We start from the raw sequence: 25,586 nt of genomic DNA on the forward strand, positions 1-25,586 counted from the left end.
GCCCGGACGACCCGGACGACCGGCACCGCCGCCGGGACGACCCGGGCGGGGGGCGCCGGGGCGCGGCGAACCCGGACGCGGCGGCTGCGGCCGCGGCGCCTGGGGACGCGGGATGTTGCCGGGGCTCGGACGCTGGCCCATGCCCTGCGACGGGGCGAAGGGGTTGTTGCCGGGGCGGGGCCCGGCCGGACGCTGGCCCATGCCCTGCGACGAAGCGAAGGGATTGTTGCCCGGGCGGGGGCCGCCGGTGCGCGGGCCCGGAGTGGGCGCGCCGCCCGGCCTGGGTGCGGCAGGCTTCTGGCCGGCCGGCGCCTCGGGCGCGGGCGCGGCCGGCTTCTCAGCCGCCGGCTTCTCGGCGGCGGTCGCCTTGGCCTTCTTCTCGGCCGGCGCCTCGGCCGCAGGCTTGCGCGCGGCCGGCTTCGGGCCGGGAGTGGGACGGGCGGGACCGGGACGACCGGCGGACGCCGGGGCCGGCTTCGCGCCGTTGCCGACGGCCGGCTTCGCGCCGTCACCGGCCGAGCCGTCGGCTGCGAGCGCAGCCCGAAGCTTTCGCGCCACCGGAGGCTCGATGGTCGAGGAAGGGCTCTTGACGAACTCGCCGAGCTCCTTCAGCTTCGCGAGGGCGACCTTGCTGTCGACGCCGAGCTCGGAAGCGATCTCGTGCACGCGTGGTTTTGCCACAATTCTCCTGTCTGAGGTCTCCCCCGGACAGGGCAGACCGTTAGTTGCGGACGGGTCTCATTTCGAGCCGTTCACTTTGTTTCCATAGCCGTTCAGCCTTTTCGCTGTTGGTGCTGTTCGATGATCTGCGTGTCAAGCGGGCCTGACACACGCAATGCCCGTACGAAGGCGCGGCGCCGCAGTGCGGCATCCAGGCACGCGGGCGTGTCATGCACCCAGGCACCCCGCCCCGGCATCGACGCACGCTCATCGGGGACGAGGTGGGAATCGACAGCCACGACTCGCAGGAGTGTGGATCGGGGGGAACGTCTGCGGCATCCGACGCACGTTCGTACGGGTTCCATCTTACACTGCGGGGTGAGTGCGACGGTGCGCCCGCTCAGCGGGCGGTCTCGTCCATGATCGAGTCGGGCTGGATGTCGATCTTCGCGCCGGTGAGCTTGGCCGCCAGGCGCGCGTTCTGCCCCTCCTTGCCGATCGCCAGCGACAGCTGGTAATCCGGCACGAGGGCGCGCACGGCCTTGGTCGAGGCATCCAGCACGAAACTCGAGGTGACCTTCGCCGGCGACAGCGCGTTGGCCACGAACCGCGAGAGTTCGGCGTTGTAGTCGACGATGTCGATCTTCTCGCCGTTCAGCTCGTCGGTGACGGCGCGCACGCGACGCCCCAGCTCGCCGATGCAGGCGCCCTTGGCGTTGATCGCCGGGTCGTTGGCCTTGACCGCGATCTTCGTACGGTGCCCCGCCTCGCGGGCGAGCGAGACGATCTCGACGAGTCCGCTCGCGATCTCGGGCACCTCGAGGGCGAAGAGCTTGCGGACCAGGCCGGGGTGCGTGCGCGAGACGGTGATCGACGGGCCCTTGGTGCCCTTCGCGACGCTCGTGACATACACGCGCAGACGCGCGCCGTGCGCGTAGTCCTCGCCGGGCACCTGCTCTTCGGGCGGGAGGATGGCCTCGACGGTGCCGAGGTCGACGTGCACCATGCGCGGGTTCGGCCCCTGCTGGACGACGCCGGCGACGATGTCGCCCTCTTTGCCGCGGAACTCGCCCAGCACGGCGTCGTCGGCGATGTCGCGCAGACGCTGGCTGATGACCTGCTTGGCCGCGAAGGCGGCGATGCGACCGAAGTCCTCGGGCGTGCTCTCCTCTTCGCCGATGACGGCGCCCTCGTCGTCGTGCAGCGGCACGAACACCGCGACGTGCCCGGTCTTGCGGTCGAGTTCGGCGCGTGCGCCTTCGGGAAGTGTTCCGGTCGCCGACGTGTGCTTGGCGTATGCGGTCAGGATCGCCTGCTCGATGATGTGCACGAGCTCATCGAAGGGGATCTCCTTCTCTCGCTCGACTGTGCGCAGCAGACCCAGATCGATATCCATCGCGACCTCCCTTTTCAGCTTTCGCGGGCGTTCACGCCGGCATCCCTACAACGTTACCGGATGCCGCATCCTGCCCGGCTGGGAGGATACCCCCGCTCACGGCTCACGGCTCGCCGCCGACCTCAGCGGCAATCGGACACCGGCGCCGGACGATGCGCGAACCTCCCCGCCGTCCAATCCACGAGCTTGGGCAGGAACGGCGACCGCGGCTGCAGGATGTCCTGGTGCCCGATCCCTGCGTACTCGCTCCACTGCACGCTGTTGCCCCGCTGGCACAGCTTCTTGACGTACGCGACCTGCTGGCTGCGCGGGATCACGTCGTCGCGCTGACCCCAGGCCAGCAGCAGTGGCGTCCGCCACTTCGCGATCGCGGTGTTCTGGGCCAGGCGCCGGCCCAGCGCCCCCGCGGTCAGGTCGCCGATGTACAGCGGGGTGTCCTCGGACACGCCCAGGGCCGCCGCGACCGAGACGATCACCCCCGGTTCGGTGGGGCAGCGCTGTGCCATCTCGCGCACGATGTCACGCGCGCCGGGCGACACGTAGCGCAGTATCGTCACGTCGGGATACGTCTCGGAGTACGGCACGAGCACCCACGCCGTCAACAGTGTCAGCTCGACGCTCGCATAACCGGCGGTCAGGTCGCGGGCCAGCGCCAGGGGGTCGCCCGCGGGCGCGAGCGCTGCAGTGCCGAGCACGTTCAGGGCGGGCGCATACTTCTTGGCGATCATGCTCGACCACAGCGCCGCATGGCCGCCCTGGGAGTGACCCCACACGACGACGTCGTCGGAGGCCCAGATGTGCGGCATGCGCTGGGCCGCCAGCACGGCGTCCAGCGCCGAACGCGCCTCGCCCTCGCCGATCAGGTACGGGAAGACGCCCGGCGCCCCTTGCCCTGCGTAGTCGGGGGCCACCACGATCCAGTTGTGCGCGATCGCCTGGTCCAGCGCCGGGATCGCCCAGCGCGTCGCGGCGTCGTCGCGCAGGCTCGGCGCGCACCCGCGGGCCACACCGGTGGTGCCGTGGTTCCAGAGCACCACCGGTAGCGGGTAGGGCAGTGCCACGTCGGGCACGATCACCAGGGCGCTCGCCGCCTCGGGCACGCCATGCTCGTCGGTCGTCGTGTACAGGATGCGCGACACGGTCGCCCCCGATGGGATGCGGCCGCCGTAGTCGTCGACCCGGATGAGCTGGCCGTGTCCGGAGGGCAGATGGGCGGGCGGATCGTAGAACGCGTCGATGACGGGCGCGCCGGCCTGCAGCCACGAGTTGAGGAATCCGCCGACGGCCATGACCGCGACCAGCACGACCACGAGCCCGTAGCGGCCGATGTCTCCGATCCACCGCCGCGCCGGGCGGGAGCGGCGGTTGACGCCGAGCCCGCCACGGTCGGCCCGGCGCAGCAGCAGCCGCAGGCCGCGCAGGAACATCGATCCGCCGAACACGACGGTGCGCAGCCCGAACACGACCGCGACGACCAGGATCGTGACGTCGGGCCAGGTCAGCGACAGGACGCCGAAGACCAGCTGCGCGATGCCCCAGATCGCGGTCAGCACCCGCCAGCTCGCCCGCACCCGCTCCCCCGCGCGCTTGTGCGTGAGCGCGTCGCCCATCGAGGCGAGACCGCCGAACAGCAGCAGGATGGCCAGCACGGGCGGCAGCAGGTTCAGGCTGCGCCCGAGCCAGATCAGGATCAGCAGGCCCATCACGATCCAGGCCAGGGCGAACGCCCGGGTCCACCACCGCGGCGAGCGGTGCGCCGAGGCGAGCTCGATGATGCCGGATGCCACGGCGCTCACGCCGACGTAGACCCCGAGCACGACCAGCGAGGTGAGGGGCTTGGAGACGATCAGCAGGCCGAGGATCGCCAGCAGGCCGCCGACGATGATGAGCAGGCGCGGCGGCGCCTGCGCGAGCAGGCGCGGCAGGACGCTCCAACGCCTGCTCTGACCTGTCGCTGCCATCGGGCCCATGATAGGTCGAAGAGCACGGCGGCGGGCCGGCGGGGCCGCCTCGCGGCGGCCCCGCGCGCGCCTCAGCCCGCAGACCCGAGCGTGTTGACCGCCCGGATCAGGCGGTGCAGGCCGCCGACCTGGAACGGGTCGAGCTCGAGCGTGAGCCGCGGCAGATCCAGCCGGTCGCCGTTGGCACGCTCGGGGCCGAGCGGGCCACTGCGGACGATGCGCCCGGAGCGCACCAGCGGCGCGAACCGCTCGTTCAGGTCGTCGATCTCGGCGTCCGTGGGCTCGTGCCGCAGCCGGAGCACGAGCCGGTCGCCCACCCAGCGCATCGAGTCGTAGTTGCGCCAGAATCCGGCGATCTCGGCGGCTGCGGCATCCACCGAATCGGTGATCAGCACGCGGTCGAGGTCATCGGACGCGATGTAGCCGCCGCCGGCGAGGTGCTCGTGCACGAAGTCGCGCAGACCGCTCCAGTACGACCCGCCGACCCGATCAAGCAGCACGATCGGCATGGGCTCGGCCTTGCCGGTCTGCTGCAGCGTCAGCAGCTCGAACATCTCGTCCATCGTGCCGAACCCGCCGGGCAGGCACACGAACCCGCGCGACTCCTTCATGAGCATGAGCTTGCGCGTGAAGAAGTACTTCATCGTGACGTGGTTCGGGTCCGCGGCGACCGACTGGTTCGGCTTCTCTTCGAACGGCAGACGGATCGACACGCCGATCGACAGGTCGGGGCCGGCGCCCTCGGCGGCGGCCTGCATGATGCCGGGGCCGGCGCCGGTGACGACCATCCAGCCCTGCTTCGCGAGCGCGGCCGCCACGTTCTCGGCCTGGGCGTACAGCGGGTCGTGGGCCTTGGTGCGCGCCGATCCGAACACCGTCACCTTGTCGATGCCCGAGTACGGCGCGAAGATCTCGAACGCCGCGCGCATCTCGGTCAGCGCGGCAGAGCTGATCTTCAGGTCCAGCCGATCGGTGTCGTCGATGCCCAGGCCGATGCCGGTGGCCAGGATCCGCGCGATGAGGTCCTCGTGCTCGGTGATGCCCGCGGCATCCATCACCTGCCGGAGCGCCTGCGTGACCTCTGCGGGGATCGTGTGCTGAGCCATGCCTCCACCTTGCCACGGCCGGGGTGCACGGCCCGCGCTCAGCGCTCGGCGGTCAGGCGCGCCACGGCGTCGTCGGCCGGAACCGTCTCGCGCTCGCCCGTGCGGCGGTTCCACACCTCGACCTGGCCGTCGGCCGCGCCCCGGCCGGCCACGACCACGCGCGGCACGCCGATCAGCTCGGCGTCGCCGAACTTCACGCCGGGCGAGACCTTGGGACGGTCGTCGTACAGCACGTCGAAGCCCGCGGCCTCGAGCTGCCCCGACAGCTTTTCGGCCAGATCGAACGCCGCGGCGTCCTTGCCCGTCGCGACCACGTGCACGTCGAACGGCGCCACCGACTCGGGCCAGATGAGGCCGCGGTCGTCGTTGTTGAGCTCGGCGATGATCGCGAGGATGCGGGTCACCCCGATGCCGTACGAGCCCATCGTGACGGTCACCAGCTTGCCGTTCTCGTCGAGCACCTTCAGGCCCAGCGCTTCGGCGTACTTGCGGCCGAGCTGGAAGACGTGCCCGATCTCCATGCCGCGCGCGAGGGTCACCGGACCCGAGCCGTCGGGGGCCGGATCGCCTTCGCGCACCGAGGCCGCCTCGACGAAACCGTCCGCGACGAAGTCGCGTCCCGCCACGAGCGAGTGCACGTGCTTCTGGTCGATGTTGGCGCCGGTGATCCAGCTCGTGCCGTCGACGACCCGCGGGTCGAGCAGGTAGCGGATGCCGGTGGCCGACTCCTCGCCGAGGACCGCGCCGGTCTCGGACCAGGGGCCGATGTAGCCCTTGACCAGGCCCGGGTGCTTCGCGAAGTCGGCCTCGGTCGCCGCCTCGACCTCGGCGGGCGCGAACGCCACCTCGACGCGCTTCTCGTCGACGTCGCGGTCGCCGGGGACGCCGACGACGACCAGCTCGCGCGTGCCGTCCAGGTGCGTGAGCGCGAGCACGACGTTCTTCAGCGTGTCGGCGGCCGTGTAGCTGCCGGGCAGCGTCGCGTTGGCGTGCGCGACGAGCGTCTCGATCGTCGGCGTGTTCGGCGAGTCGAAGATCACCGGGGCGGCCTGGCCGTCGAACGAGACGGGCGCCGGCGCCGTGGTGGTGTACGCCTCGACGTTGGCCGCGTAGCCGCCGGCCGAGCGCACGAACGTGTCTTCGCCGACGGGCGTCGGATGCAGGAACTCCTCGCTGCGCGAGCCCCCCATCGCTCCGGCGTCGGCCTTCACGATGACGTACTCGAGGCCCAGGCGCTGGAAGATCCGCTCATACGCGTCGCGCTGCGCCTCATACGAAGCATCCAGCCCCTCGTCGGTGTAGTCGAACGAGTACGCATCCTTCATCGTGAACTCGCGCCCGCGCAGCAGGCCGGCGCGGGGACGCGCCTCGTCGCGGTACTTGTCCTGGATCTGATAGATCGACAGCGGCAGGTCCTTGTACGACGAGTACAGGTCCTTCACCAGCAGCGTGAAGGCCTCTTCGTGGGTGGGCGCGAGCAGGTAGTCGCCGCCCTTGCGGTCCTGCAGGCGGAACAGCAGATCGCCGTACTCCTCCCATCGGCCGGTCGCCTCGTACGGCTCGCGGGGCATGAGCGCCGGGAAGTGCACCTCCTGGGCGCCCGCGGCATCCATCTCTTCGCGGATGACGCGCTCGATCTTGGCCTTCACGCGCAGACCGAGCGGCAGCCAGGCGAACACGCCGGCCGCCTGCCGGCGGATGTAACCGGCGCGCACGAGCAGCCTGTGGCTCGCGACCTCGGCATCGGCGGGGTCTTCACGGAGCGTGCGGACGAAGAACTTCGACAGACGGGTGACCACCTGACCAGTGTAGGGGCGGGCCGAACGGCGCCCTGTCCGGGTGACGGCCCGGGTGACGGCCCGGTGACGGCCCGGGTGACGGCCCGGTGCCGCCCGTACACTGACACCGTGACCGGTCGCCGCCCTCACCTCGTCTCAGCGGCCGCGGGGGACGCCCTCGCCGCCGCGCTGTCTGCCCTGCACGAAGAGCTCGATCTTCCGGGCGCGTTCGATCCGGCGGTGATCGCCGAGGCCGAATCGGCGGCCGGTGACGTGCCGGTCGCGCCGTCGGCCGGTCTCGCCGACCTGCGCGACATCGAGTTCCTCACGATCGACCCCGACGGCTCCCGCGACCTCGATCAGGCGCTGCATCTCGAGCGCACCCCGGGCGGCGGCATCCTGCACTACGCCATCGCGGACGTCCCGGCCTTCGTCGCGCCCGGAGGGGCGGTGGATGCCGCGGCCCGCGCCCGCGGCGAGACCCTGTACGCCGTCGACGGGACGATCCCCCTGCATCCGCGGGACCTGAGCGAAGGGGCGGCATCGCTGCTGCCCGACCAGGACCGGCGCGCGTTCGTGTGGCGGTTCGAGCTGGACGAGCGCGCGGAGCCCGTGCACGTCACGCTCACCCGCGCGATCGTGCGCTCGCGCCGGCAGTGGAGCTACGCCGAGGCGCAGCGGGCCGTCGACGACGGGTCGGCGCCGCCGTCGCTCGCGGCCCTGCCCTGGTTCGGGGCCGAGCGGGCCCGGCGCGAGCAGGAGCGCGGCGGGGCGAGCCTGAACTCCCCCGAGATCGAGGTCGAGCCGACCGCCGGCGGTTACGAGCTCCGGCTGCGGGCCACGCTGCCCGTCGAGGACTGGAACGCACAGGTGTCGCTTCTGACCGGGATGGCGGCGGCGAAGATCATGCTGGACGCCGGGGTCGGCATCCTGCGCACCATGCCCGCCGCCGACGCGGACGACGTCGCGACGTTCCGCGCGCAGACGGTGGCGCTGGGCAACCCGTGGCCCGAAGACGTCGGCTACGGCGAATACCTGCGCGCCCTGCACGGCGACGACGCGAAGACGCTGGCGATCCGGGATGCCGCGACCCGACTGTTCCGGGGCGCCGGGTACACCGCGTTCGACGGCGAGGCGCCCGCCGACACGATCCAGTCGGCGATCGCGGCGCCGTACACGCATACGACCGCACCGCTGCGCCGGCTCGTGGACCGCTGGGCCCTCGTGGTGTGCGAGGCGCACGCGAACGGACGCGGTGTGCCGGACTGGGCGCGCGCGAGCCTGGCGGAGCTGCCGAAGATCATGGGCCGCAGCAATGGATTGGCGGGCCGCCTGGACGCCGCGAGCCTCGACCGCGTCGAGGCCGCTGTGCTGCACGGCCGCGAGGGGCACCTGTTCCGCGGCGTCGTGCTGGGCCGGCGCAACGGCGGGATGCGCGTGCAGCTGACCGGGCCGCTGGTTACCGTGGTGGTCGCCGGACTCGAGGCCTCGCCCGGCTCGACCGTGGAGGTGCGGCTGCAGCGGGCCGACATCGCGACCGGCGAGATCGTGCTCGTGCCCGCCGGCGCCGCTTCGGGCCGGACGGATGAGTCGGGTGGGTCCGCCGATCCTCGCGCGAAGCGAGGAGATCGCACGAAGCGAGGACCGAAACCTGCGGATCCGTCCTCGCGCGGTGAGATCCCCTCGCCCGAGGCGAGGACGCAGAACGGGCCGCACCCCACCGGTGGGTCCGCCGAGGCACGAGCTTGATGCCCGGGGTGCTGCTGACCGGGTTCGAGCCCTTCGCGAACGACCCGGCCAATCCGTCGGGCGACGCCGTGCGGCTCGCGCCGTCGCTGTGGAATCGGCCTGAGCCCCTCGTCACCGCCGTGCTGCCGGTGACCTTCGCCGGCGCGGCCGCGCAGCTGCGCGCGCTGATCGCCGCGCAGGACCCCGACGTCGTGATCGCGGCGGGCCTGGCCGGCGGGCGCTCGGCGATCTCGGTCGAGCGGGTCGCGGTGAACCTCATCGACGCGCGCATCCCCGACAACGCCGGCGATCAGCCCGTCGACACCCGCAGCGTTCCGGACGGGCCTGCGGCCTGGTTCTCGACGCTGCCGGTCAAGGCCATCGTGCAGGCGGTGGCCGGCTCCGGCATCCCGTGCGCGCTGTCGCTGTCGGCCGGCACCTACGTCTGCAACCACGTCTTCGCGCACGCCGTCGACGCGGTGCGGCCTGGGGTGCGGTCGGGGTTCATCCACGTGCCATGGGGCACCGGGCAGGCGCCGGGCGGCGAACCCGAGCTCGACGTCGCCGACATCGCGCGGGCACTCGTGATCGCCGCGCACACCGCGCTGGACGTGCGGGTGGATGCCGAGACCCCCGGCGGCGCGCTGCACTGAGCCCACTGCACCAAGCCCAGTGCACCGGCCCGGCCCGCGCTGCAGCGGACGGACGCCTCCGCCGTTCAGAACTCATCCATCTTCGACGCGAAGGAGCCGGATCGGGCCCGATTCCGACCTTTTCGGCACAGATCGGATGAGTTCTGAACACGGAGCTCGGTCGACGGCTGGGCCGCTCAGTACGCTGGCACGGTGGCGCGCATCCCCGAGGCAGAAGTCGACGTCGACCTCGCGCTGGTGGGGCGACTGCTGCGGGACCAGCATCCCGACCTCGCAGACCTGCCGACGACGATCGCCGCCAACGGGTGGGACAACGTCATGGTGCGCCTTGGCGACGAGCTGGCCGTGCGCGCGCCGCGGCGCGCCGTCGCCGCCGCGCTCATCGAGCACGAGCAGCAGGTGCTGCCGCGGATCGCGTCGGGCCTTCCGATCGCCGTGCCGGTGCCCGTGCGGGTCGGGCGGCCGACGGACTTCTATCCGTGGCCGTGGTCGATCGTCCGGTGGCTCGAAGGCGACCCGGCGGCGTCGGTGACGCCGGATCAGCGCGACGCGTGGGCCGTGGACCTGGCCGAGGTCATGATCGCGCTGCACGTGCCGGCAGACGCCGACGCACCGGCCAACCCGGTGCGCGGGGTGCCTCTGGCCGCGCGGAGCGAGGCGTCGCTGGTCTGGCTCGGCCGCGGCGCGATCGATCGGGGCGCCGAGCTGCGCGCCGTGTTCGAGCGCGGACTCGGCGCGGCCCCGTATCGCGGCGCCCCGCGCTGGCTGCACGGAGATCCCCATCCGATGAATCTGGTGGTGCACGAGGGCCGGCTTGCTGCGATCGTCGACTTCGGCGACGTGACGGCCGGCGACCCGGCGAGCGACCTCGCGACGGCGTGGATGACGTTCACCCCGGCCGGTCGCGCCGCGTTCACGACCCGGTACGACGAGGCGACGGGGACGGATGCCGCGACCTGGCGGCGTGCCCGCGCCTGGGCCGCGCACCTGGCCGTCATGATGCTCGCCCACAGCGACGACGCGCCCGAGCTCGCCGCGATCGGCCGGCACACGGCCGATCAGGTGCTCGACGGGTGAGCGCGCTGCCGGTCAGCGAGGGGCGACGGTCGTCGTCATCACGAGCAGCTGCGGATCGGACAGGTCGAGCCCGACCGAGATCGCGGCGAAGTCCGACAGCGACGACGCGTGCGTGCCGCCGCAGGGGATCGAGGCGCGCCCTTCGGGCAGCGCGCACTCCCAGCGGCGACGGTCCACGATCGTCGGACCGTCGACGGCGACCTCGACCGCGCCGCCGGTGGCGACCCAGTCGGCCAGCAGCTCGTTGATGCGCGTTTCGCGATCGGCGAGCGAGGAGCCGAAGCCCTCGGTGTCGAACCCGGCCTTGCGCAGGCTCTTGCCGAGGCGGTAGGCGTCGACCGCGCCGTCTTCGTGGATGCGGCTGGTCTGGTTCGCGCGTCCCTCGAAGTCGGGGGCGCCCAGCGCGTCGGCGCCGGGATCCTTGCGCCACAGGTCGGCCAGCGCCATATCGAGCGCCAGCGAGGCGAGGTGGCAGGCGGTGTGCCCGCGGCTGAGCCCTGCGCGGCGGGCGGCGTCCACGTCGGCGACGACCGTCGCACCGGGGACGAGCCACTCCGGCGCGTCGCCGTCGAGCACATGGCCGACGAGCCACGTCCAGCCCTCGGCGCCCCGCTTGGCGGGGATGTCGGATGCCACGAAAAGCGCGCCCTCGGCATCCACCGCGGCCATGACGGCCTCGGTCACCGCGACGCTCCGCTGCCCGCTCTTATCGACGCCGTCACCGACGAAGCGCACAACGCCCGCATCGCCCGGCTGGTCGGGCCACGTGTGGTCGACCGGGTGGAACGGCGTCGCATCCAGGATCACGACCGTGCCCACGGCATCCTTCTGCACGCGCACCACGGTGCCTTGACCCGTCATCGTCCCCTGTGGGAACGTCACCACCGTCGCCGACATGGGCCTCCTTCGATCGCCGCATCACAGGCTATCAACGGCGACGGACGCGGGACGTCGGGGGTGCCCTCTACAGTGCAGGCAGACCGATCCCATAGGAGGACGCATGCCCACCCTCGGAAACATCACCTTCTATGCCGACGACCCGCGCGCGCTGTCGCACTTCTGGGCCGACGTGTTCGGCTATCCGCACATGGAGTGGGATGAGCCGCTGCGATCGCAGCTGCTCGCCTCGGGCGTGAGCGAAGCCGATCTGGCGCTGCGGGGCCTGGCAGAAGACCCCGAGGGCAAGGGGCCCCGGCTGTTCTTCCACCACGCCGACGGGAAGAAGGCCGGGCGCAACCGGATCCACCTCGACGTCAACGTGCCGCGCGACGGCGACGGTGATCCCCGTGAACGATTGGAGGCCGAGAAGGACCGGCTGGTGGCGCTGGGCGCGACGGTCGTGCGGGTGATCGACCAGCAGTGGGGGCCGTGGCCCGAGTACTACTTCCAGATGCAGGACCCCGAGGGCAACGAGTTCTGCCTGCAGTGATCCGCCCGGTTCGGGCGGATCAACCGGTGAGGACCTGGGCCGTACCGATCGCGGCGTCCGGGCCCATCTCGGCGGCGATGCGCTCGGCCTCGGCGATCAGGGTCTGCACGATCTCGTCCTCTGGAACGGTCTTGATGACCTGGCCCTTGACGAAGATCTGGCCCTTGCCGTTGCCCGATGCCACGCCCAGGTCTGCCTCCCGCGCTTCGCCCGGCCCGTTGACGACGCAGCCCATCACGGCGACCCGCAGCGGCACCGTGAGGTCCTTCAGTCCCTCGGTGACCGACTCGGCGAGCGAATACACGTCCACCTGAGCCCGCCCGCACGACGGGCACGACACGATCTCGAGCGTGCGCTCGCGCAGGCCGAGCGACTGCAGGATCTCCAGGCCCACCTTGACCTCTTCGACCGGCGGGGCCGACAGCGACACCCGGATGGTGTCGCCGATGCCCTCGCCGAGCAGGATCCCGAACGCCGTCGCCGACTTGACCGTGCCCTGCAGGGCGGGCCCCGCCTCGGTCACGCCCAGGTGCAGCGGCCAGTCGCCGCGCTCGGCGAGCAGCCGGTAGGCCTTGACCATCGTGACGGGGTCGTGGTGCTTGACCGAGATCTTGACGTCGTGGAAGTCGTGCTCCTCGAACAGCGACGCCTCCCAGACGGCGCTCTCCACGAGAGCTTCGGGGGTCGCGCTGCCGTACTTGTCCAGCAGGCGCTTGTCGAGCGATCCGGCGTTCACGCCGATGCGCAGCGACACTCCCGCGGCCGCAGCCGCCTTCGCGATCTCGCCGACCTTGTCATCGAACTGCCGGATGTTGCCCGGGTTCACGCGCACCGCGCCGCAGCCGGCGTCGATGGCGGCGAACACGTACCGCGGCTGGAAGTGGATGTCGGCGATCACCGGGATCTGGCTCTTGCGCGCGATGATCGGCAGTGCGTCGGCGTCGTCCTGACTGGGCACCGCGACCCGCACGATGTCGCAACCGGCGGCGGTCAGCTCGGCGATCTGCTGCAGCGTCGCGTTGATGTCGGTGGTGGGGGTCGTCGTCATCGACTGCACGCTCACCGGAGCGTCGCCCCCGACGAGCACCTTGCCCACCCGGATCTGCCGGCTCCTGCGCCGCGGCGCGAGGACGTTCGGCACACGCGGCATCCCGAGATTCACTGCTGGCATGCGCATCAGCCTACGGCCCGTAGCTGGGACCGCGACGCGAAGACGGGCCGCGGCCGACGACCGCCGCCGCGCGTCATACGGCGCGGCGGCCTGGCGCTGGTGTGGTAGTTTCGGCCCATGTTCGCGAACCGCTCCTGGTGGCCCACCCGCTGAGGCGGTGTGTTCGCGTACGTTCCCACAGACCGCCCTTCGAGGCGGTCTTCGTGTCTGAGGCCCGCCCGCACTCACCCGAAAGGCCTGCGATGGCTCTGAACTCCGCCTCCGACACACCGGCCCCCGACACCGCCGCCGTGCTGGACGCGCTGCGCGCCGGCGACCGCCCGTTCGCGCTGCTGGCGCGCGATCCCGGCACCGTCGAGGTGCTCACCGGCGAAGTCGTCGACGTCGACCTGCTGGCCGACATCCCGCTGATGGATGCCGCGGGCCGCTCCCGCGAGGTGCTCGCGCTGGTCCCGTTCCGGCAGGTGCGCGAACGCGGCTTCGCGTGCCACGACGACGGAGCGCCGCTGCGCTGTCTCGTCGTCGACGCGCACACGGCCCTGCCGCGGGCGGAGGTCGTCGCGGCCCTGCCGAGTGCGCCCGTCCCCCTGCGGAACGCCGGCTTCGACATCCCCGACGAGGAGTACGCGCAGATCGTGCGCACCGTGATCGCCGACGAGATCGGGCGCGGCGAGGGCGCGAACTTCGTGATCCGCCGCGACTTCACCGCCGACGTCGACGCCGACGCGCGCACGTCCGCGCTCACCTGGTTCCGGGCGCTGCTCGAACACGAGCGCGGCGCGTACTGGACGTTCCTGGTCGCAACGCCCGGGCATGTCGCGGTCGGCGCGAGCCCCGAGGCGCACGTCGTGGCCCGCGACGGCGTGGTGACGATGAACCCCATCTCGGGCACGTTCCGCCACCCGGCAGGCGGCGCCACGGTGGAGACGCTGAGCACGTTCCTCGGCTCCACGAAAGAGACCGAAGAGCTGTTCATGGTGGTCGACGAAGAGCTCAAGATGATGAGCGCCGTCTGCTCCGACGGCGGGCGCATCACCGGCCCGCACCTCAAGGAGATGTCGCGCCTGACGCACACCGAGTACGTGCTGCGCGGGCGCAGCCGGATGGACCCGCGCGACATCCTGCGCGAGACGATGTTCGCCCCGACCGTGACCGGCTCGCCGATGCAGAACGCGTGCACGGTCATCACGCGGCACGAGCGCGCACCGCGCGGCTACTACTCGGGCGTGGCGGCTCTTTTCACCCCGCGCGAGACGCTCACGGTCGAAGACGCCACCCACGACCTCGACGCGCCGATCCTGATCCGCACCGCATACCTCGTCGACGGCCGCCTGCGGGTGCCGGTCGGGGCGACGCTCGTGCGCCACTCCGACCCCGACGGCGAAGTGAGCGAGACCCACGGAAAGGCCGCCGGCGTGCTCGGGGCGATCGGCGCCGTCGAGCGCGACCGTGCGGCCGAGGCATCCGACACCGACGCGCCGGCCGAGCCTCTGCCGCTGGCCGACGACCCCGGTGTCGCGGCCCTGCTCGCCTCCCGCAACGCCCGGCTCGCCCCGTTCTGGCTCAACCCGCAGGGTGCCGGCGCCGACGCCCCGTTCACGGGTCGCACGGCCCTGGTCGTCGACGCCGAGGACCGCTTCACGACGATGCTCGCCCACCAGCTGCGCCACCTCGGCCTCGACGTGCGGATCGCACCGTGGAACGACGTCGCGGACGCCGACATGGATGTCGCGCAGCTCGTGGTCGCCGGCCCCGGCCCGGGCGATCCGCGGGACGCATCCAGCGCGCGGATCCGCCGCATGCGCGAGGCCGTCGCCCGGCGCCGGGCGAACGGGATGCCGCTGCTGGCCGTGTGCTTGAGCCACCAGATCCTCGCCGACGGGCTGGGCATCGGGCTCGAGCCGCTTCTGCAGCCCCACCAGGGGCTGCAGAAGACCGTGGACGTGTTCGGCCAGGACGCCTCGATCGGGTTCTACAACACGTTCACGGCCCGCGTCGCACCGGGCACGACCCGGGTCGGCGCGGCCGAGGTCGCCGCCGACCCGTCGGGCGCGGTCTACGCGCTGCGCGGGCCCGCGTTCGCGTCGGTGCAGGGCCACCTCGAGTCGATCCTGTCGCGCGACGGCCTGCACACGCTCGAGCGCCTGTGCGCGCACGCGCTGGCCTGACTCCGGAGGGGCTACTGCCCCGCCAGCGAGATCGGGTTGACGACGTCGGCGAGGATGAGGATCGCGGCCATCGCGATCAGCAGCACGACCACGACGAACGTGACCGGCACGAGCTTGGTCGCATCGACCGGGCGGGGCGGCGGGCGGCGGAACACCCGCGCCCAGGCGCGCTTGACGCCGTCCCACAGCGCCACCACGACGTGTCCGCCGTCCAGGGGCAGCAGCGGCACCAGGTTGAAGACGAACAGCGAGACGTTCAGCGATCCCAGCAGCACGAGGAAGAAGACGACCCGGTCCAGGACCGGGGCCGGCGACGACGCGGCCTCGCCGGCGAGCACGCCGACGCCGACCGGCGACAGCGGGCTGTTCGGGTCGCGCTGCTCGCCCGTGACCATGGAGTGCACGACGCCGTAGAGCTTCTGCGGAAGATGCACGATGATGTCGGCCACTGCGCCGACGTTCTGGAACGCGGTCTGCGCGCCGGTCCACACCGGCTGGCGCACGTACTCGAGCTGCGAGGTGATGCCGGCGAATCCGACCTGCTGCCCGTTCACGTCGCGCGTCGCGGGGGTGAGCGTCAGCGTGACATCGCCGCGGCCGCGCAGCACGACGACGTGCAGCGGCGTGCCGGCCGACTTCTGGATGATCGCGGACGCCTCGGCGAACGTCGAGACCGCCGTGCCGTCGATCGACTGGATCCGATCGCCGGGCTGGAATCCGGCGGTGCGCGCGGGCGAGGCGGGGTCGGACGCGGTGCACGAGGCCGTCGACGTCGTGGGCAGGCAGTCGCTCACCTCTCCGACGGTCGTTGTCGTCGACTGGGTGCCGATGACGCTGAAGGCGATCGTGAACAGGACGATCGCCAGCAGCAGGTTCATGATCGGCCCGCCGAGCATGACGATCACCCGCTTGTAGACGGGCAGGCGGTAGAAGACGCGGGCGTCGTCATCGCCCTGCAGAGTCTCGTCGTTCGCGGACCGCGCATCCTGCACCATCGTCGCGAAGAAGCCGCCGCCGGCCGTGCCGCCGCGGGCGGCCTCTTTCGGGGACGGCGGGTACATGCCCGCCATCGAGATGTAGCCGCCCAGCGGGATCGCCTTGATGCCGTACTCGGTCTCGCCTTTGCGCTTGGACCACAGGGTCGGCCCGAATCCGACCATGTACTGGCCGACGCGCACGCCGAACTTCTTGGCGGGCACGAGATGGCCGATCTCGTGCAGGGCGATCGAGACGGCAAGGCCCACCACCATGAGGGCGATGCCGATGACGAAGGCGAGGACGGTCACGGCCGACAGGCTACCGGGACCGGCTTTGAATACGCCGGGCACGGCCTACGCTGGGTGTGTGGACCGGGTGACCTCACGCCAGTTGCGCGCCGTGCGCGGGGTTGCGGCATCCGGTGTCACCACGCTGCTCGCGGCCACCGCGCACACTCTCGCCGGGGCGGGGGCGCCATCGCTCGGACTGATCGCCGTCGCCGCGACGGTCGCCGCGCCCCTGGCCGTGCTGTTCGTGGGCCATCGCCCGTCCCTGCTGCGCACGTCGGCCGCCGTCCTGGTCGCGCAGGCCGTGTTCCACGTCGTGTTCGCGATGTTCTCCCAGCCGTCCGCCGTCGTCTACGCGCCGATGGCCCACGCGGCGATGCACGCCGCGCCTTCTGTGACGATGTCGCCGATGTCGCACGACGCCGCCCACCTCATGGGCTGGCCGATGATCGTCGCGCACGCGCTCGCCGCGCTCGTCACCGTCCTGCTGCTGCATCGTGCGGAGAGGATGCTGCGAGCCCTCGGCCGCGGCATCCGGCGCCTGCTCCCGACGCTGTGGGTTCAGCCGCCGCGCCCTCTCGTGGGCCGCGTGGTCCGCGTCGCATCGGAGCGGATCGCGGTTCCCGCGCCCCCGTTCGCCTCGGTGGTGTCGCGGCGGGGGCCGCCGGTCGCGTTCTGCTGACCCGACCCTCCCACACCTTCTTCGGCACGGTGCCGCACGTCCTTCGCGGCGCCCTCCGTGCCCGCGCGCGCATGCAGCGCGACATCGACACGAAAGAACGTCCATGACCCGTATCTCCCCTCGCGCCCGGCTCGTCGCCGGCGCATCCGCCGGCCTGCTGCTCGCCCTGGCGGTGCCGCTCGCGGCCTCGGCCCACGTCGAGGTCGGACCCGACGCGGCGGCAGCCGGCAGCACGACGCCCCTGACCTTCTCGTTCCACCACGGCTGCGACGGCTCCCCCACGCGGGCGCTGACGATCACGATCCCGGACGGGGTCGGCAACGCGACCCCCGTGTACGAAGGCGGCTGGTCGATCGAGCGCACGCTCGGCAAGAACGGCACCCCGACCGCGGTCACGTTCACGGCCGAGACGCCGATCGAGTCCGGGGTCGCGGCATCCGTCACCCTCGACACGCTCATCGACTCGTCCGCGCAGGGCAAGACGCTCGCGTTCCCCGTCGAGCAGACGTGTGTGAAGGGCGCCACCTCGTGGAGCCAGGTGCCCAAAGCCGGCCAGAGCGCCGAGAGCCTCGACGCTCCGGCGCCCGCCGTGACGGTCGGGCCGAAGGCCGAGGGGTCGGATGCCGCGACCGGGGCGTCCTCGGACGCCGACGCACCGGCGGCTGCGGCGACGACCGAGCCCGACCCGATCGCGCGCTGGCTCGGCGCCGGAGGCCTGGTCGCCGGCGTCGCCGCCCTGGTCGTCGCGATCATCGGCACCACCCGTCGGCGCCGCGCGGGGTGATCGCCCTCCGTCCGCGGTCGTCCGGCGCGCGCGTCGAGTCGAAACGGGTCGCGGACGCGGCGGTCGTTTCGACTCGGTCGCGCTGCGCGCGGCCTCGCTCAACGACCGAGAGGCGGACCGGCGAGGGATGCCGCCGTCGGATGAGATGATGGATCCGCCATGACCAGCGCCGATTCTGCTCCCGCCAACCTGCCCCCCGTCCTTCGGCCCGAGCATCCGCCGATCCGCTCGCTCGCTGCGCTCGCCGCCCGGTTCGACGGTGAGCTGCGCGGGGACGCCGACGGGATCACCCTGACCGGCATCACCCTCGCGACCGCCGACCTGCGCGACGGCGAGGCGTTCGTCGCGATCCAGGGCGTGAACCGCCACGGCGCCGAGTTCGCCGCGACGGCGGCCGGCCAGGGCGCGGTCGCGGTCATCACCGACGCGCGCGGCGCCGAGCTCGCGGCATCCACCGGTCTTCCGCTCGTCGTGGTCGACGACCCACGGGCGATGCTCGGCGAGCTGTCCGCGTGGGTGTACGGCACCGGCGCGCACGACGACCTGCCGCTGCTGTTCGGCACGACCGGCACCAACGGCAAGACCAGCGTGTCGCACCTGCTGGAGGGGATCCTCGGCCAGCTGGGCGTGGTCACCGGGCTCTCGTCGACGGCCGAGCGGCACATCGCCGGCGAGGTGATCGTGTCTCGGCTGACGACCCCCGAGGCGTCGGAGTTCCACGCGCTGCTCGCGCTCATGCGCGAGCGCGGCGTGCAGGCGGTCGCAGTCGAGGTCAGCGCCCAGGCGCTGAGCCGCCATCGCGTCGACGGCCTGATGTTCGACGTCGCCGGCTTCACGAACCTGTCGCACGACCACCTCGACGACTACGCCGACATGCAGGAGTACTTCGCCGCCAAGCTGCCGCTGTTCCGTGCCGACCGCTCCCGCCGCGCCGTGGTGTGCCTCGACTCGCCGGCGGGGGCCGACGTGGTCGCACGCTGCGAGGTGCCGTGCACGACCGTGATCACGCCCGCCATCGCCGCCGACTCCGCCGCCGACGCGGACTGGACCGTCGAGATCGTCGAGGAGCGGCAGGACGGCACGACCTTCACGCTGCGCCACCGCGACGGACGGTCGCTGACGACCGCGGTGCCCACGATCGGGCGCCACATGGCGGCCAACGCGGGCCTGGCGATCATCATGATCCTCGAGGGCGGCTACGCGTGGGACGACCTGGTCGCGGTCCTCGACGGCGGGCGCATCGAGGCGTACCTGCCCGGGCGCACCCAGCTGGTCTCCGGCCCGACAGGGCCGGCCGTGTACGTCGACTTCGGCCACTCCCCCGATGCGTTCGAGAAGACGCTGGCCGCCATTCGCCACGTCACCCCCGGCAAGGTGCTGATGCTGTTCGGCGCCGACGGCGACCGCGACGCGACCAAGCGGTTCGACATGAGCCGGACGGCGGTCGAGGGCAGCGACATCCTCGTGATCACCGATCATCACCCGCGCTTCGAGGACCCCGACGCGATCCGCGCGACCCTGGTGGAGGGCGCGCGGCGCGCGCAGCCGGATGCCGAGATCCTCGAGTTCTCGCCGCCCGAGCGCGCGATCCGCGAGGCCGTGGCGCTCGTCGGCGACGGCGACGCGATCCTGTGGGCCGGGCCCGGACACCAGGACTACCGCGACATCCGCGGACGCCGTGCCCCGTACTCGGCGCGCGAGCTCGCCCGCCGCGCGCTGCGCGACGCCGGCTGGCCCGTGCCCGAGCCGGTGTGGCCCGTGCCCTACCCGCTCGACAGCACCCCGGCATCCGACCCCGAGCGCCCCGCCTGACGGCCGACGCGACGCCGCGCACAGGAGTACGGCGTCAGCCGGCGGCGATCAGGCGGTCGGCCTCGGCGCGCGCCCAGCGCTCGGCCTCGGCGAGCGCGTCGCGGTCGAGCTCGGCGGGCGCCTCGTGCGCATCCACCACGCGCCGGATCGTGTCGACGATGCCGGGGAACGACAGCCGCCGGTCGTGGAAGGCGTCGACGGCCTGCTCGTTGGCGGCGTTGTAGACCGCAGGATAGGTGCCACCGACCCGGCCGACCCGCTTGGCGAGGGCCACGGCGGGGAACGCGGCGGCGTCGAGCGGCTCGAACGTCCACGACGTCGCAGCGGTCCAGTCCAGAGGCCGGCCCACCCCGGCGACCCGGTGCGGCCAGTCCAGCCCGAGCGAGATCGGCAGCCGCATGTCGGGTGGCGAGGCCTGCGCGATCGTCGACCCGTCGGCGAACTCGACCATGGAATGCACGACCGACTGCGGGTGCACGACGACGTCGATGCGCTCGTACGGCACGTCGAACAGCACATGCGCCTCGATCACCTCGAGCCCCTTGTTCACGAGGGTCGCCGAGTTGGTCGTGACCACCCGGCCCATCGTCCAGGTGGGGTGCGCCAGCGCCTGGTCGGGGGTGACGTCGCCGAGCGACGCGGCATCCCTGCCCCGGAACGGGCCGCCGGACGCGGTCAGCACGAGCCGGCGGACCTCGGCCTGCTCGCCCGCGCGCAGTGCCTGCGCGATCGCCGAATGCTCCGAGTCCACGGGCACGATCTGCCCCGGTGCGGCCAGCCGGGTCACGAGCTCGCCGCCCACGATCAGCGACTCCTTGTTGGCGAGGGCGAGCGTGCGACCCGCCTCGAGCGCGGCCAGCGTCGGGCCGAGTCCCACCGATCCGGTGATCCCGTTGAGCACGACGTCGGCCTCGACATCGCGCACCAGCTGCTCGGCCTCGGTCGCCCCGAACGCGGTGTGCTCCACGCCGAATTGCGCAGCCTGGGCGGCCACGGCATCCCGATTCGACCCGGCCGCCAGCCCCACCACCTCGAAACGCCCCGGGTTGGCGCGGATCACGTCCAGCGCCTGGGTGCCGATCGAACCGGTGGAACCGAGGATGACGACGCGCCGCATCACGTCAGCGTACTGCGCGCCGCCCGCCGGCTACTGCTGGCCGTGCTGCACGCCGAGGATGTCGATCACGAACACCAGGGTCTGGCCCTTGAGGTCCTTGTCGTTGACCTTGCCCGCGCCGTAGGCGACCGACGGCGGCAGAACGGCGAGCACCTGCGAGCCCACGGTCTCACCGGTCACCGCGTCGCTGAAGCCCTGCACGACGCCCTGGCCCACCTGGAACGGGAACGGCTGGCGACCCCAGCTCTTGTCGAAGTTCTTGCCCGTGGTCCACGAGACGCCCGTGTACTGCACGAGGACGGCGTCGCCCTTGGCGACCTTCACCCCGTCGCCCGTCTTGAGGGTCTCCTTCTCGAACGCGGTGGGCGCCTCGGTCTTCGGGATCTTCACCGACGGTGTGCCGTCGGCGGCGAGCTTCACGGTCGGGAAGCCGGCCTTGGGCGCCTCTGCAGCGCCCCAGGCGGCGTTGGGCACGACCTTGATCACATCGACGACATCGATGCTCGCGGGGCTCGACTCGTCGCCGGGGATCGTGGCGACCACGCGGGTGCCCACCGAGGCGCAGCCGAGGACCTTGCCCAGGATGCTGTCGGCCGAGACCGCCTGCGGCAGCAGCCCGCCCTGGTCCTGGCCGACCGAGCCGTTCTTGGCGCCGGTCTTCGCGTTGTACTCGGTGAGGGCGAACTGCACCAGGTCGCCGGTCTTCAGTTTCTCGCCCTTGCCGGCGGTGACCACGGTGCTCTGCAGGTCCTTGACTTCGAGGGGCTTCTTGAAGTCGACCTTGGCCTCTTTGCCGACGGCGCCCGAGACCTTCACGGCGTCGGAGGCGGTGCCGGAGGCGACCTTGGCAGTGCACAGGTCTGCGGCGGCGGAGGTCGTCGGCGACGGCGAGGCGGTCGGTGCCGAGGCCGCGCAGCCGGCGAGCGACAGCGCCGCGAGTGCGGCGATGGACAGGGCGATGACGGGACGGGTACGCACGGAATTCCTCAGTGTGTGAAGTCGGATGCCGCGAAGGCGCGGAGTTCCCATCCTTGCGCACTTTCTCATGTCCCACCTGAAAGCCTCGGGCACAGCCCCTGAGAGCGTCCGCGCCGGCGACCTCATTCCCCCGATGGCATGCCCCCGGCAGTACCGTGGATAAGTGACAGAACCGGAACCCACCGCCTCCGAGACCCCGCAGACCACGTCGGTCGCTTTCGCATACGCGGTCGGCCGGTTCATCCTGACGCCCCTGGCCCGCGTGCTGTACCGCCCGCATATCACCGGCCGCGAGAACGTGCCGCGCACCGGCCCGGTGATCTTCGCGAGCAACCATCTGTCGTTCATCGACTCGATCGCGATTCCGGTCTCGGCGCCGCGCAACGTGCGGTTCCTGGCCAAGGCCACGTACTTCGACGGCTGGTTCTCGAAGACGTTCTTCACCGCGCTCGGCGCGAGCCCCGTGCGCCGCGGGGCCGGCCAGGCCGCGCTCGAGGCCCTCGACCAGCAGAAGCAGCTGCTCGAGGCGGGCGAGGCCATCGCCCTGTACCCCGAGGGGACACGATCGCTGGACGGCCGGCTGTACAAGGGGCGCACCGGCGTGGCGTTCCTGGCACTGCAGACCGGCGCCCCGGTGGTGCCGGTGGGTCTGATCGGCACGGATGCCGTCATGCCGGTCGGCGCGAGGTTCCCCCGGCTGCGCCCCCGCGCGTCGGTGGCGTTCGGCAAGCCGATCGATGTGAGCGCGCACGGTCCGGCCACGTCGGGACGTGCGCGGCGCCTCGCGACCGACGAGATCATGGCGGCCATCCACGCCCTCAGCGGTCAGGAGCTCGCGCACGCCTACAACGAGGTGCCCGCGCACACTCCGATGGAGCGCATCAAGCAGGCCCTTCCGCACGAGCGGCGCTGACGGTCACCTCGGGCTCCACCCGTACCGGGAAATTCACCGACCGTGCGATGAAGCACCACTCGTGCGCCGGGCCGTGCGCCGCACGCGCCGCGTCGAGCATGGATGCCTCGGCCACCGTGACCCGCGGATGCAGCACGACCTCGGCGAACGAGCCGCCGTTGCGCCCGTCTTCGACCATGAGCCCGGTGGCCTCGTCCTCGTAACCGGTGACCACGACGCCGGCCTGCACGCACGCGTGCAGATACGAGAGCAGGTGGCACTCGGACAGCGCGGCGACCAGGAGGTCCTCGGGGTTCCACCGCTGCGGGTCGCCGCGGAACGGCTTGTCGGACGAAGCGAGCAGATCGGGCTTGCCGTCGGATGAGATCGTGACGAGCCGGTCGTAGTCGCGGTAGCCGCTGGTTCCGGTGCCCCGATCGCCCGTCCAGGTCGTGCGCAGGCGGTAGCGGTGTTCTCCGAGCATGGCCCCAGTCTGGCACCGGTCGCGGCGACGCTAGGCTGGGAGCCGTGTCGCAGACCTTCGCCGCCACCGCCGCCGCCGAACTCGCCGTCCTCGAACGCAGCGGTTTCGTGGAGTCCCGGCACATCGGATCGGCCATCGTGCTCGGCCCGGACGGCGAGGTCGTCCGCGAGTACGGCGATCCGTCAGCCCTCATCCTCCCCCGTTCGAGCCTGAAGCCCGTCCAGGCCCTCACCTGCCTGGGCGTCGGCGCGCCCCTGGAGGGGGAACGTCTGGCACTGGCCACCGCGAGCCACTCGGGCACTGACCGGCACGTCGCGGTGGTGCGCGACATCCTCGCCGCCGCCGACCTGACCGAGGACGACCTGGGATGCCCCGCGGCCTGGCCGAGCGACGGCGCCACGCGCGACGAGATGCTGCGCGATCACGGGACGCCGGCACGGGTGCGCATGAACTGCTCGGGCAAGCACGCCGCGATGCTGCTGGCCTGCCGCACCGCGGGCTGGGACACCGCGACCTATCTCGACCCGTCGCACCCCCTGCAGCTGCAGGTGCGAGAGCTCGCCGAGCGGCTCACCGGCACGAAGGTGGCAGCGACCGCGATCGACGGATGCGGCGCCCCGGTGTTCGCGATGACACTGGCCGGGCTCGCCAAGGCGATCCATCGCATCGGCACCTCGTCGACGAGCTCGCCATTCGCCCTGCACCGCAACGCCGGCATGCTCGTGCAGGCCGTGCGCGCGAACCCGTGGACGATCGCGGGGCCGGGGCAGCCCGACACGATCGTGATCGAGCGCCTCGGGCTGTTCTCGAAGATCGGCGCGGAAGGCGTGCACGTGATGGTGGCGCCGAACGGCACGACGATGGCCCTGAAGATGCTCGACGGCTCGTCGCGGGCGACCGCGGCGGTCGGCCTGCGTCTGCTCGAGCTCGCGGGCGCGCTCGAGAGCGCGGATGTCGCCGACGCGATGTCGCAGCTTCCGCTCGCCGTCACCGGCGGCGGGCGGGATGTCGGGGCCATCCGCCCCGCCTTCTGAACGGGCTCTGCGGAGCCGGACGAGCTCCCACCAGGAGCGGAAAGGAACACGATGAGGATCAGCGTCCCCACCGAGGTGAAGAACAACGAGTACCGCGTGGCATTGACGCCCGCCGGGGTGCACGATCTGGTCGCCGCGGGACACGAGGTCTTCGTGCAGCGCGGCGCGGGCGAGGGATCGTCCATGCCCGACGCGGAATACGAGGCCGCCGGAGCGACGATGCTCGATGACGCGGCCGACGTGTGGGCGCGCGCCGAGCTGCTGCTGAAGGTGAAGGAGCCGATCGCGAGCGAGTACGGGTACTTCCGCGACGATCTGGTGATCTTCACGTACCTGCACCTGGCCGCGGATCGCGTGCTGACCGACGAGCTGCTCGCCGCGCGCGTCACCGCGATCGCCTACGAGACCGTGCAGCTGCCCAGCCGATCGCTGCCGCTGCTGGCGCCGATGAGCGAGGTCGCTGGTCGGCTTGCGCCGATCGTGGGTGCGAGCACCCTGATGCGCTCGGCCGGCGGCCTCGGACTGCTGATGTCGGGCGTGCCGGGCACACGGCCGGCGCGGGTCACGGTCATCGGCGGCGGCGTCGCGGGCGCCAACTCGGCCGTGATCGCGGCGGGCATGGGCGCCGACGTGACCGTGTTCGATACGAACGTCGCACGCCTGCGGTTCCTCGACGACCACTTCCAGGGGCGCGTCAAGACCGCGGCATCCAACCCCCTCGACCTCGACCGCGCCGTGGTCGACAGCGACCTGGTGATCGGGTCGGTGCTGATCCCGGGGGCGAAGGCGCCCAAGCTCGTCACGAACGACATGGTGTCGCGCATGCGGCCCGGTACGGTGCTCGTCGACATCGCGGTGGACCAGGGCGGCTGCTTCGAAGACACGCACCCGACCACGCACGACGCGCCGACGTTCTCGGTGCACGGCAGCGTGTTCTACTGCGTGGCGAACATGCCGGGCGCGGTGCCGAACACGTCGACCTCGGCGCTGACCAACGCCACACTGCCGTACATCCGCCAGGTCGCCCGTCTCGGCTGGAAGGATGCCCTGCGCGCCGACGCGTCGCTGGCCGCCGGGCTGAATACGGTCGGCGGCGGCGTCGCCAACGCGGGCGTCGCCGCTGCGCACGACCTGGAGGCGGTGGCCCTGGCCGACGCCCTCGCGTAGCCCGCCCAGTCCCGGCCGCTGGACCTTCGGCCGTCCCGGCGTGCCCGCCGAACGATCCACCGGCGTGCCGCCGTATGATCTCGCCGGCGTGTCCGCCGAAATGCTGCAGCATGCTGCTGATGCGGCATCCATTCTCCTGATGCGCCAGTTCCCTGCTGATGCGCCAGAGTTCTCCTGGCGCATCAGCAGGAATCTGCAGCACCAGCAGGTCAGCAGGAGCCCGGCGAGCGAGCCGGTCAGCGGG

General features: G+C 72.0%; 23 protein-coding genes. 11 read left to right on the forward strand and 12 right to left on the reverse strand.

Features of this window, described 5'->3' with window-relative positions:
• The 6 genes from AC3RX0_RS12610 to AC3RX0_RS12635 all read right to left on the reverse strand — a co-directional run.
• Positions 1–681: translation initiation factor IF-2 N-terminal domain-containing protein (locus AC3RX0_RS12610; RefSeq protein WP_491506350.1), on the reverse strand; the 681-nt coding region annotated here is incomplete at its 3' end.
• Positions 682–773: 92 nt separating this feature from the next.
• Positions 774–1,025: a YlxR family protein gene (locus AC3RX0_RS12615; RefSeq protein ID WP_491506351.1), complete on the reverse strand. Its 252-nt coding sequence runs from the start codon at positions 1,023–1,025 to the stop codon at positions 774–776.
• Positions 1,026–1,060: 35 nt separating this feature from the next.
• Positions 1,061–2,056: a transcription termination factor NusA gene (nusA, locus tag AC3RX0_RS12620; protein ID WP_491506352.1), complete on the reverse strand. Its 996-nt coding sequence runs from the start codon at positions 2,054–2,056 to the stop codon at positions 1,061–1,063.
• 122 nt (positions 2,057–2,178) lie between these two features.
• On the reverse strand, positions 2,179–4,017 hold the full coding sequence (locus tag AC3RX0_RS12625; protein ID WP_491506353.1) for a lipase family protein: 1,839 nt from the start codon (positions 4,015–4,017) through the stop codon (positions 2,179–2,181).
• 71 nt (positions 4,018–4,088) lie between these two features.
• Positions 4,089–5,123: an LOG family protein gene (locus AC3RX0_RS12630; RefSeq protein ID WP_491506354.1), complete on the reverse strand. Its 1,035-nt coding sequence runs from the start codon at positions 5,121–5,123 to the stop codon at positions 4,089–4,091.
• Positions 5,124–5,161: 38 nt separating this feature from the next.
• Positions 5,162–6,922 (reverse strand): proline--tRNA ligase, encoded by a 1,761-nt coding sequence (locus AC3RX0_RS12635; protein WP_491506355.1) that lies wholly within the window; start codon positions 6,920–6,922, stop codon positions 5,162–5,164.
• A 108-nt stretch (positions 6,923–7,030) separates the two neighbouring features.
• Here AC3RX0_RS12635 and AC3RX0_RS12640 point away from each other — a divergent pair, with 108 nt between their 5' ends.
• The 3 genes from AC3RX0_RS12640 (at position 7,031) to AC3RX0_RS12650 (ending at position 10,359) form a co-directional block, all read left to right on the forward strand.
• A complete protein-coding gene (locus AC3RX0_RS12640; protein ID WP_491506356.1) occupies positions 7,031–8,650 on the forward strand; it encodes an RNB domain-containing ribonuclease in 1,620 nt (539 codons plus the stop codon).
• Positions 8,650–9,282, forward strand: a complete 633-nt coding sequence (gene pcp / locus AC3RX0_RS12645; protein WP_491506357.1) for a pyroglutamyl-peptidase I — start codon at positions 8,650–8,652, stop codon at positions 9,280–9,282. Before AC3RX0_RS12640 ends, pcp begins: the two co-directional genes overlap by 1 nt.
• Before the next feature lie 192 nt (positions 9,283–9,474).
• On the forward strand, positions 9,475–10,359 hold the full coding sequence (locus AC3RX0_RS12650) for an aminoglycoside phosphotransferase family protein (protein ID WP_491506358.1): 885 nt from the start codon (positions 9,475–9,477) through the stop codon (positions 10,357–10,359).
• A gap of 12 nt (positions 10,360–10,371) precedes the next feature.
• Here AC3RX0_RS12650 and AC3RX0_RS12655 read toward each other — a convergent pair whose 3' ends face one another.
• The gene (locus AC3RX0_RS12655; protein WP_491506359.1) at positions 10,372–11,256 is read right to left on the reverse strand and encodes an alanyl-tRNA editing protein; all 885 of its coding nucleotides are present in this window, start codon (positions 11,254–11,256) and stop codon (positions 10,372–10,374) included.
• Between the two features lie 103 nt (positions 11,257–11,359).
• Here AC3RX0_RS12655 and AC3RX0_RS12660 point away from each other — a divergent pair, with 103 nt between their 5' ends.
• Positions 11,360–11,788, forward strand: a complete 429-nt coding sequence (locus AC3RX0_RS12660; RefSeq protein ID WP_491506360.1) for a VOC family protein — start codon at positions 11,360–11,362, stop codon at positions 11,786–11,788.
• Positions 11,789–11,807: 19 nt separating this feature from the next.
• Here the strand turns inward: AC3RX0_RS12660 and ispG are convergent, their stop codons facing one another.
• Positions 11,808–12,938, reverse strand: coding sequence for a flavodoxin-dependent (E)-4-hydroxy-3-methylbut-2-enyl-diphosphate synthase (gene ispG / locus AC3RX0_RS12665; RefSeq protein WP_491506857.1), 1,131 nt, complete (start codon positions 12,936–12,938; stop codon positions 11,808–11,810).
• A 263-nt stretch (positions 12,939–13,201) separates the two neighbouring features.
• Here ispG and AC3RX0_RS12670 point away from each other — a divergent pair, with 263 nt between their 5' ends.
• Positions 13,202–15,127 (forward strand): anthranilate synthase family protein, encoded by a 1,926-nt coding sequence (locus tag AC3RX0_RS12670; protein WP_491506361.1) that lies wholly within the window; start codon positions 13,202–13,204, stop codon positions 15,125–15,127.
• Positions 15,128–15,138: 11 nt separating this feature from the next.
• Here the strand turns inward: AC3RX0_RS12670 and AC3RX0_RS12675 are convergent, their stop codons facing one another.
• The gene (locus AC3RX0_RS12675; protein ID WP_491506362.1) at positions 15,139–16,413 is read right to left on the reverse strand and encodes a M50 family metallopeptidase; all 1,275 of its coding nucleotides are present in this window, start codon (positions 16,411–16,413) and stop codon (positions 15,139–15,141) included.
• 58 nt (positions 16,414–16,471) lie between these two features.
• Here AC3RX0_RS12675 and AC3RX0_RS12680 point away from each other — a divergent pair, with 58 nt between their 5' ends.
• The 3 genes from AC3RX0_RS12680 to AC3RX0_RS12690 all read left to right on the forward strand — a co-directional run bounded on the left by AC3RX0_RS12680 (position 16,472) and on the right by AC3RX0_RS12690 (position 19,670).
• A complete protein-coding gene (locus AC3RX0_RS12680; RefSeq protein ID WP_491506363.1) occupies positions 16,472–17,074 on the forward strand; it encodes a hypothetical protein in 603 nt (200 codons plus the stop codon).
• A 103-nt stretch (positions 17,075–17,177) separates the two neighbouring features.
• Positions 17,178–17,858: a DUF1775 domain-containing protein gene (locus AC3RX0_RS12685; RefSeq protein ID WP_491506364.1), complete on the forward strand. Its 681-nt coding sequence runs from the start codon at positions 17,178–17,180 to the stop codon at positions 17,856–17,858.
• A gap of 159 nt (positions 17,859–18,017) precedes the next feature.
• Positions 18,018–19,670, forward strand: coding sequence for a Mur ligase family protein (locus tag AC3RX0_RS12690; RefSeq protein WP_491506365.1), 1,653 nt, complete (start codon positions 18,018–18,020; stop codon positions 19,668–19,670).
• Between the two features lie 34 nt (positions 19,671–19,704).
• On the opposite strand, the gene dxr is transcribed toward AC3RX0_RS12690, so the two are convergent.
• Together dxr and AC3RX0_RS12700 are read right to left on the reverse strand one after the other, a co-directional pair.
• A complete protein-coding gene (gene dxr, locus AC3RX0_RS12695) occupies positions 19,705–20,787 on the reverse strand; it encodes a 1-deoxy-D-xylulose-5-phosphate reductoisomerase (protein ID WP_491506366.1) in 1,083 nt (360 codons plus the stop codon).
• Positions 20,788–20,817: 30 nt separating this feature from the next.
• Positions 20,818–21,765, reverse strand: a complete 948-nt coding sequence (locus AC3RX0_RS12700; RefSeq protein WP_491506367.1) for an FKBP-type peptidyl-prolyl cis-trans isomerase — start codon at positions 21,763–21,765, stop codon at positions 20,818–20,820.
• A 163-nt stretch (positions 21,766–21,928) separates the two neighbouring features.
• Here AC3RX0_RS12700 and AC3RX0_RS12705 point away from each other — a divergent pair, with 163 nt between their 5' ends.
• The gene (locus AC3RX0_RS12705; RefSeq protein WP_491506368.1) at positions 21,929–22,678 is read left to right on the forward strand and encodes a lysophospholipid acyltransferase family protein; all 750 of its coding nucleotides are present in this window, start codon (positions 21,929–21,931) and stop codon (positions 22,676–22,678) included.
• On the opposite strand, the gene AC3RX0_RS12710 is transcribed toward AC3RX0_RS12705, so the two are convergent.
• Entirely contained in the window at positions 22,647–23,141 is a 495-nt protein-coding gene (locus AC3RX0_RS12710; RefSeq protein ID WP_491506369.1) for an OsmC family protein, read from the reverse strand. The two genes, AC3RX0_RS12705 and AC3RX0_RS12710, sit on opposite strands and share 32 nt — an antisense overlap.
• Before the next feature lie 44 nt (positions 23,142–23,185).
• Between AC3RX0_RS12710 and AC3RX0_RS12715 the strand changes: the two genes are divergently transcribed.
• Both AC3RX0_RS12715 and ald read left to right on the forward strand, forming a co-directional pair.
• Positions 23,186–24,175 carry an asparaginase gene (locus AC3RX0_RS12715; RefSeq protein WP_491506370.1) on the forward strand — a complete coding sequence of 330 codons (990 nt, stop codon included), beginning with the start codon at positions 23,186–23,188 and terminating at the stop codon, positions 24,173–24,175.
• A gap of 51 nt (positions 24,176–24,226) precedes the next feature.
• The gene (gene ald / locus AC3RX0_RS12720; RefSeq protein ID WP_491506371.1) at positions 24,227–25,342 is read left to right on the forward strand and encodes an alanine dehydrogenase; all 1,116 of its coding nucleotides are present in this window, start codon (positions 24,227–24,229) and stop codon (positions 25,340–25,342) included.
• The last annotated feature ends 244 nt before the right edge of the window (positions 25,343–25,586 follow it).

It is taken from the genome of Microbacterium sp. W1-4-2 (assembly GCF_058349885.2).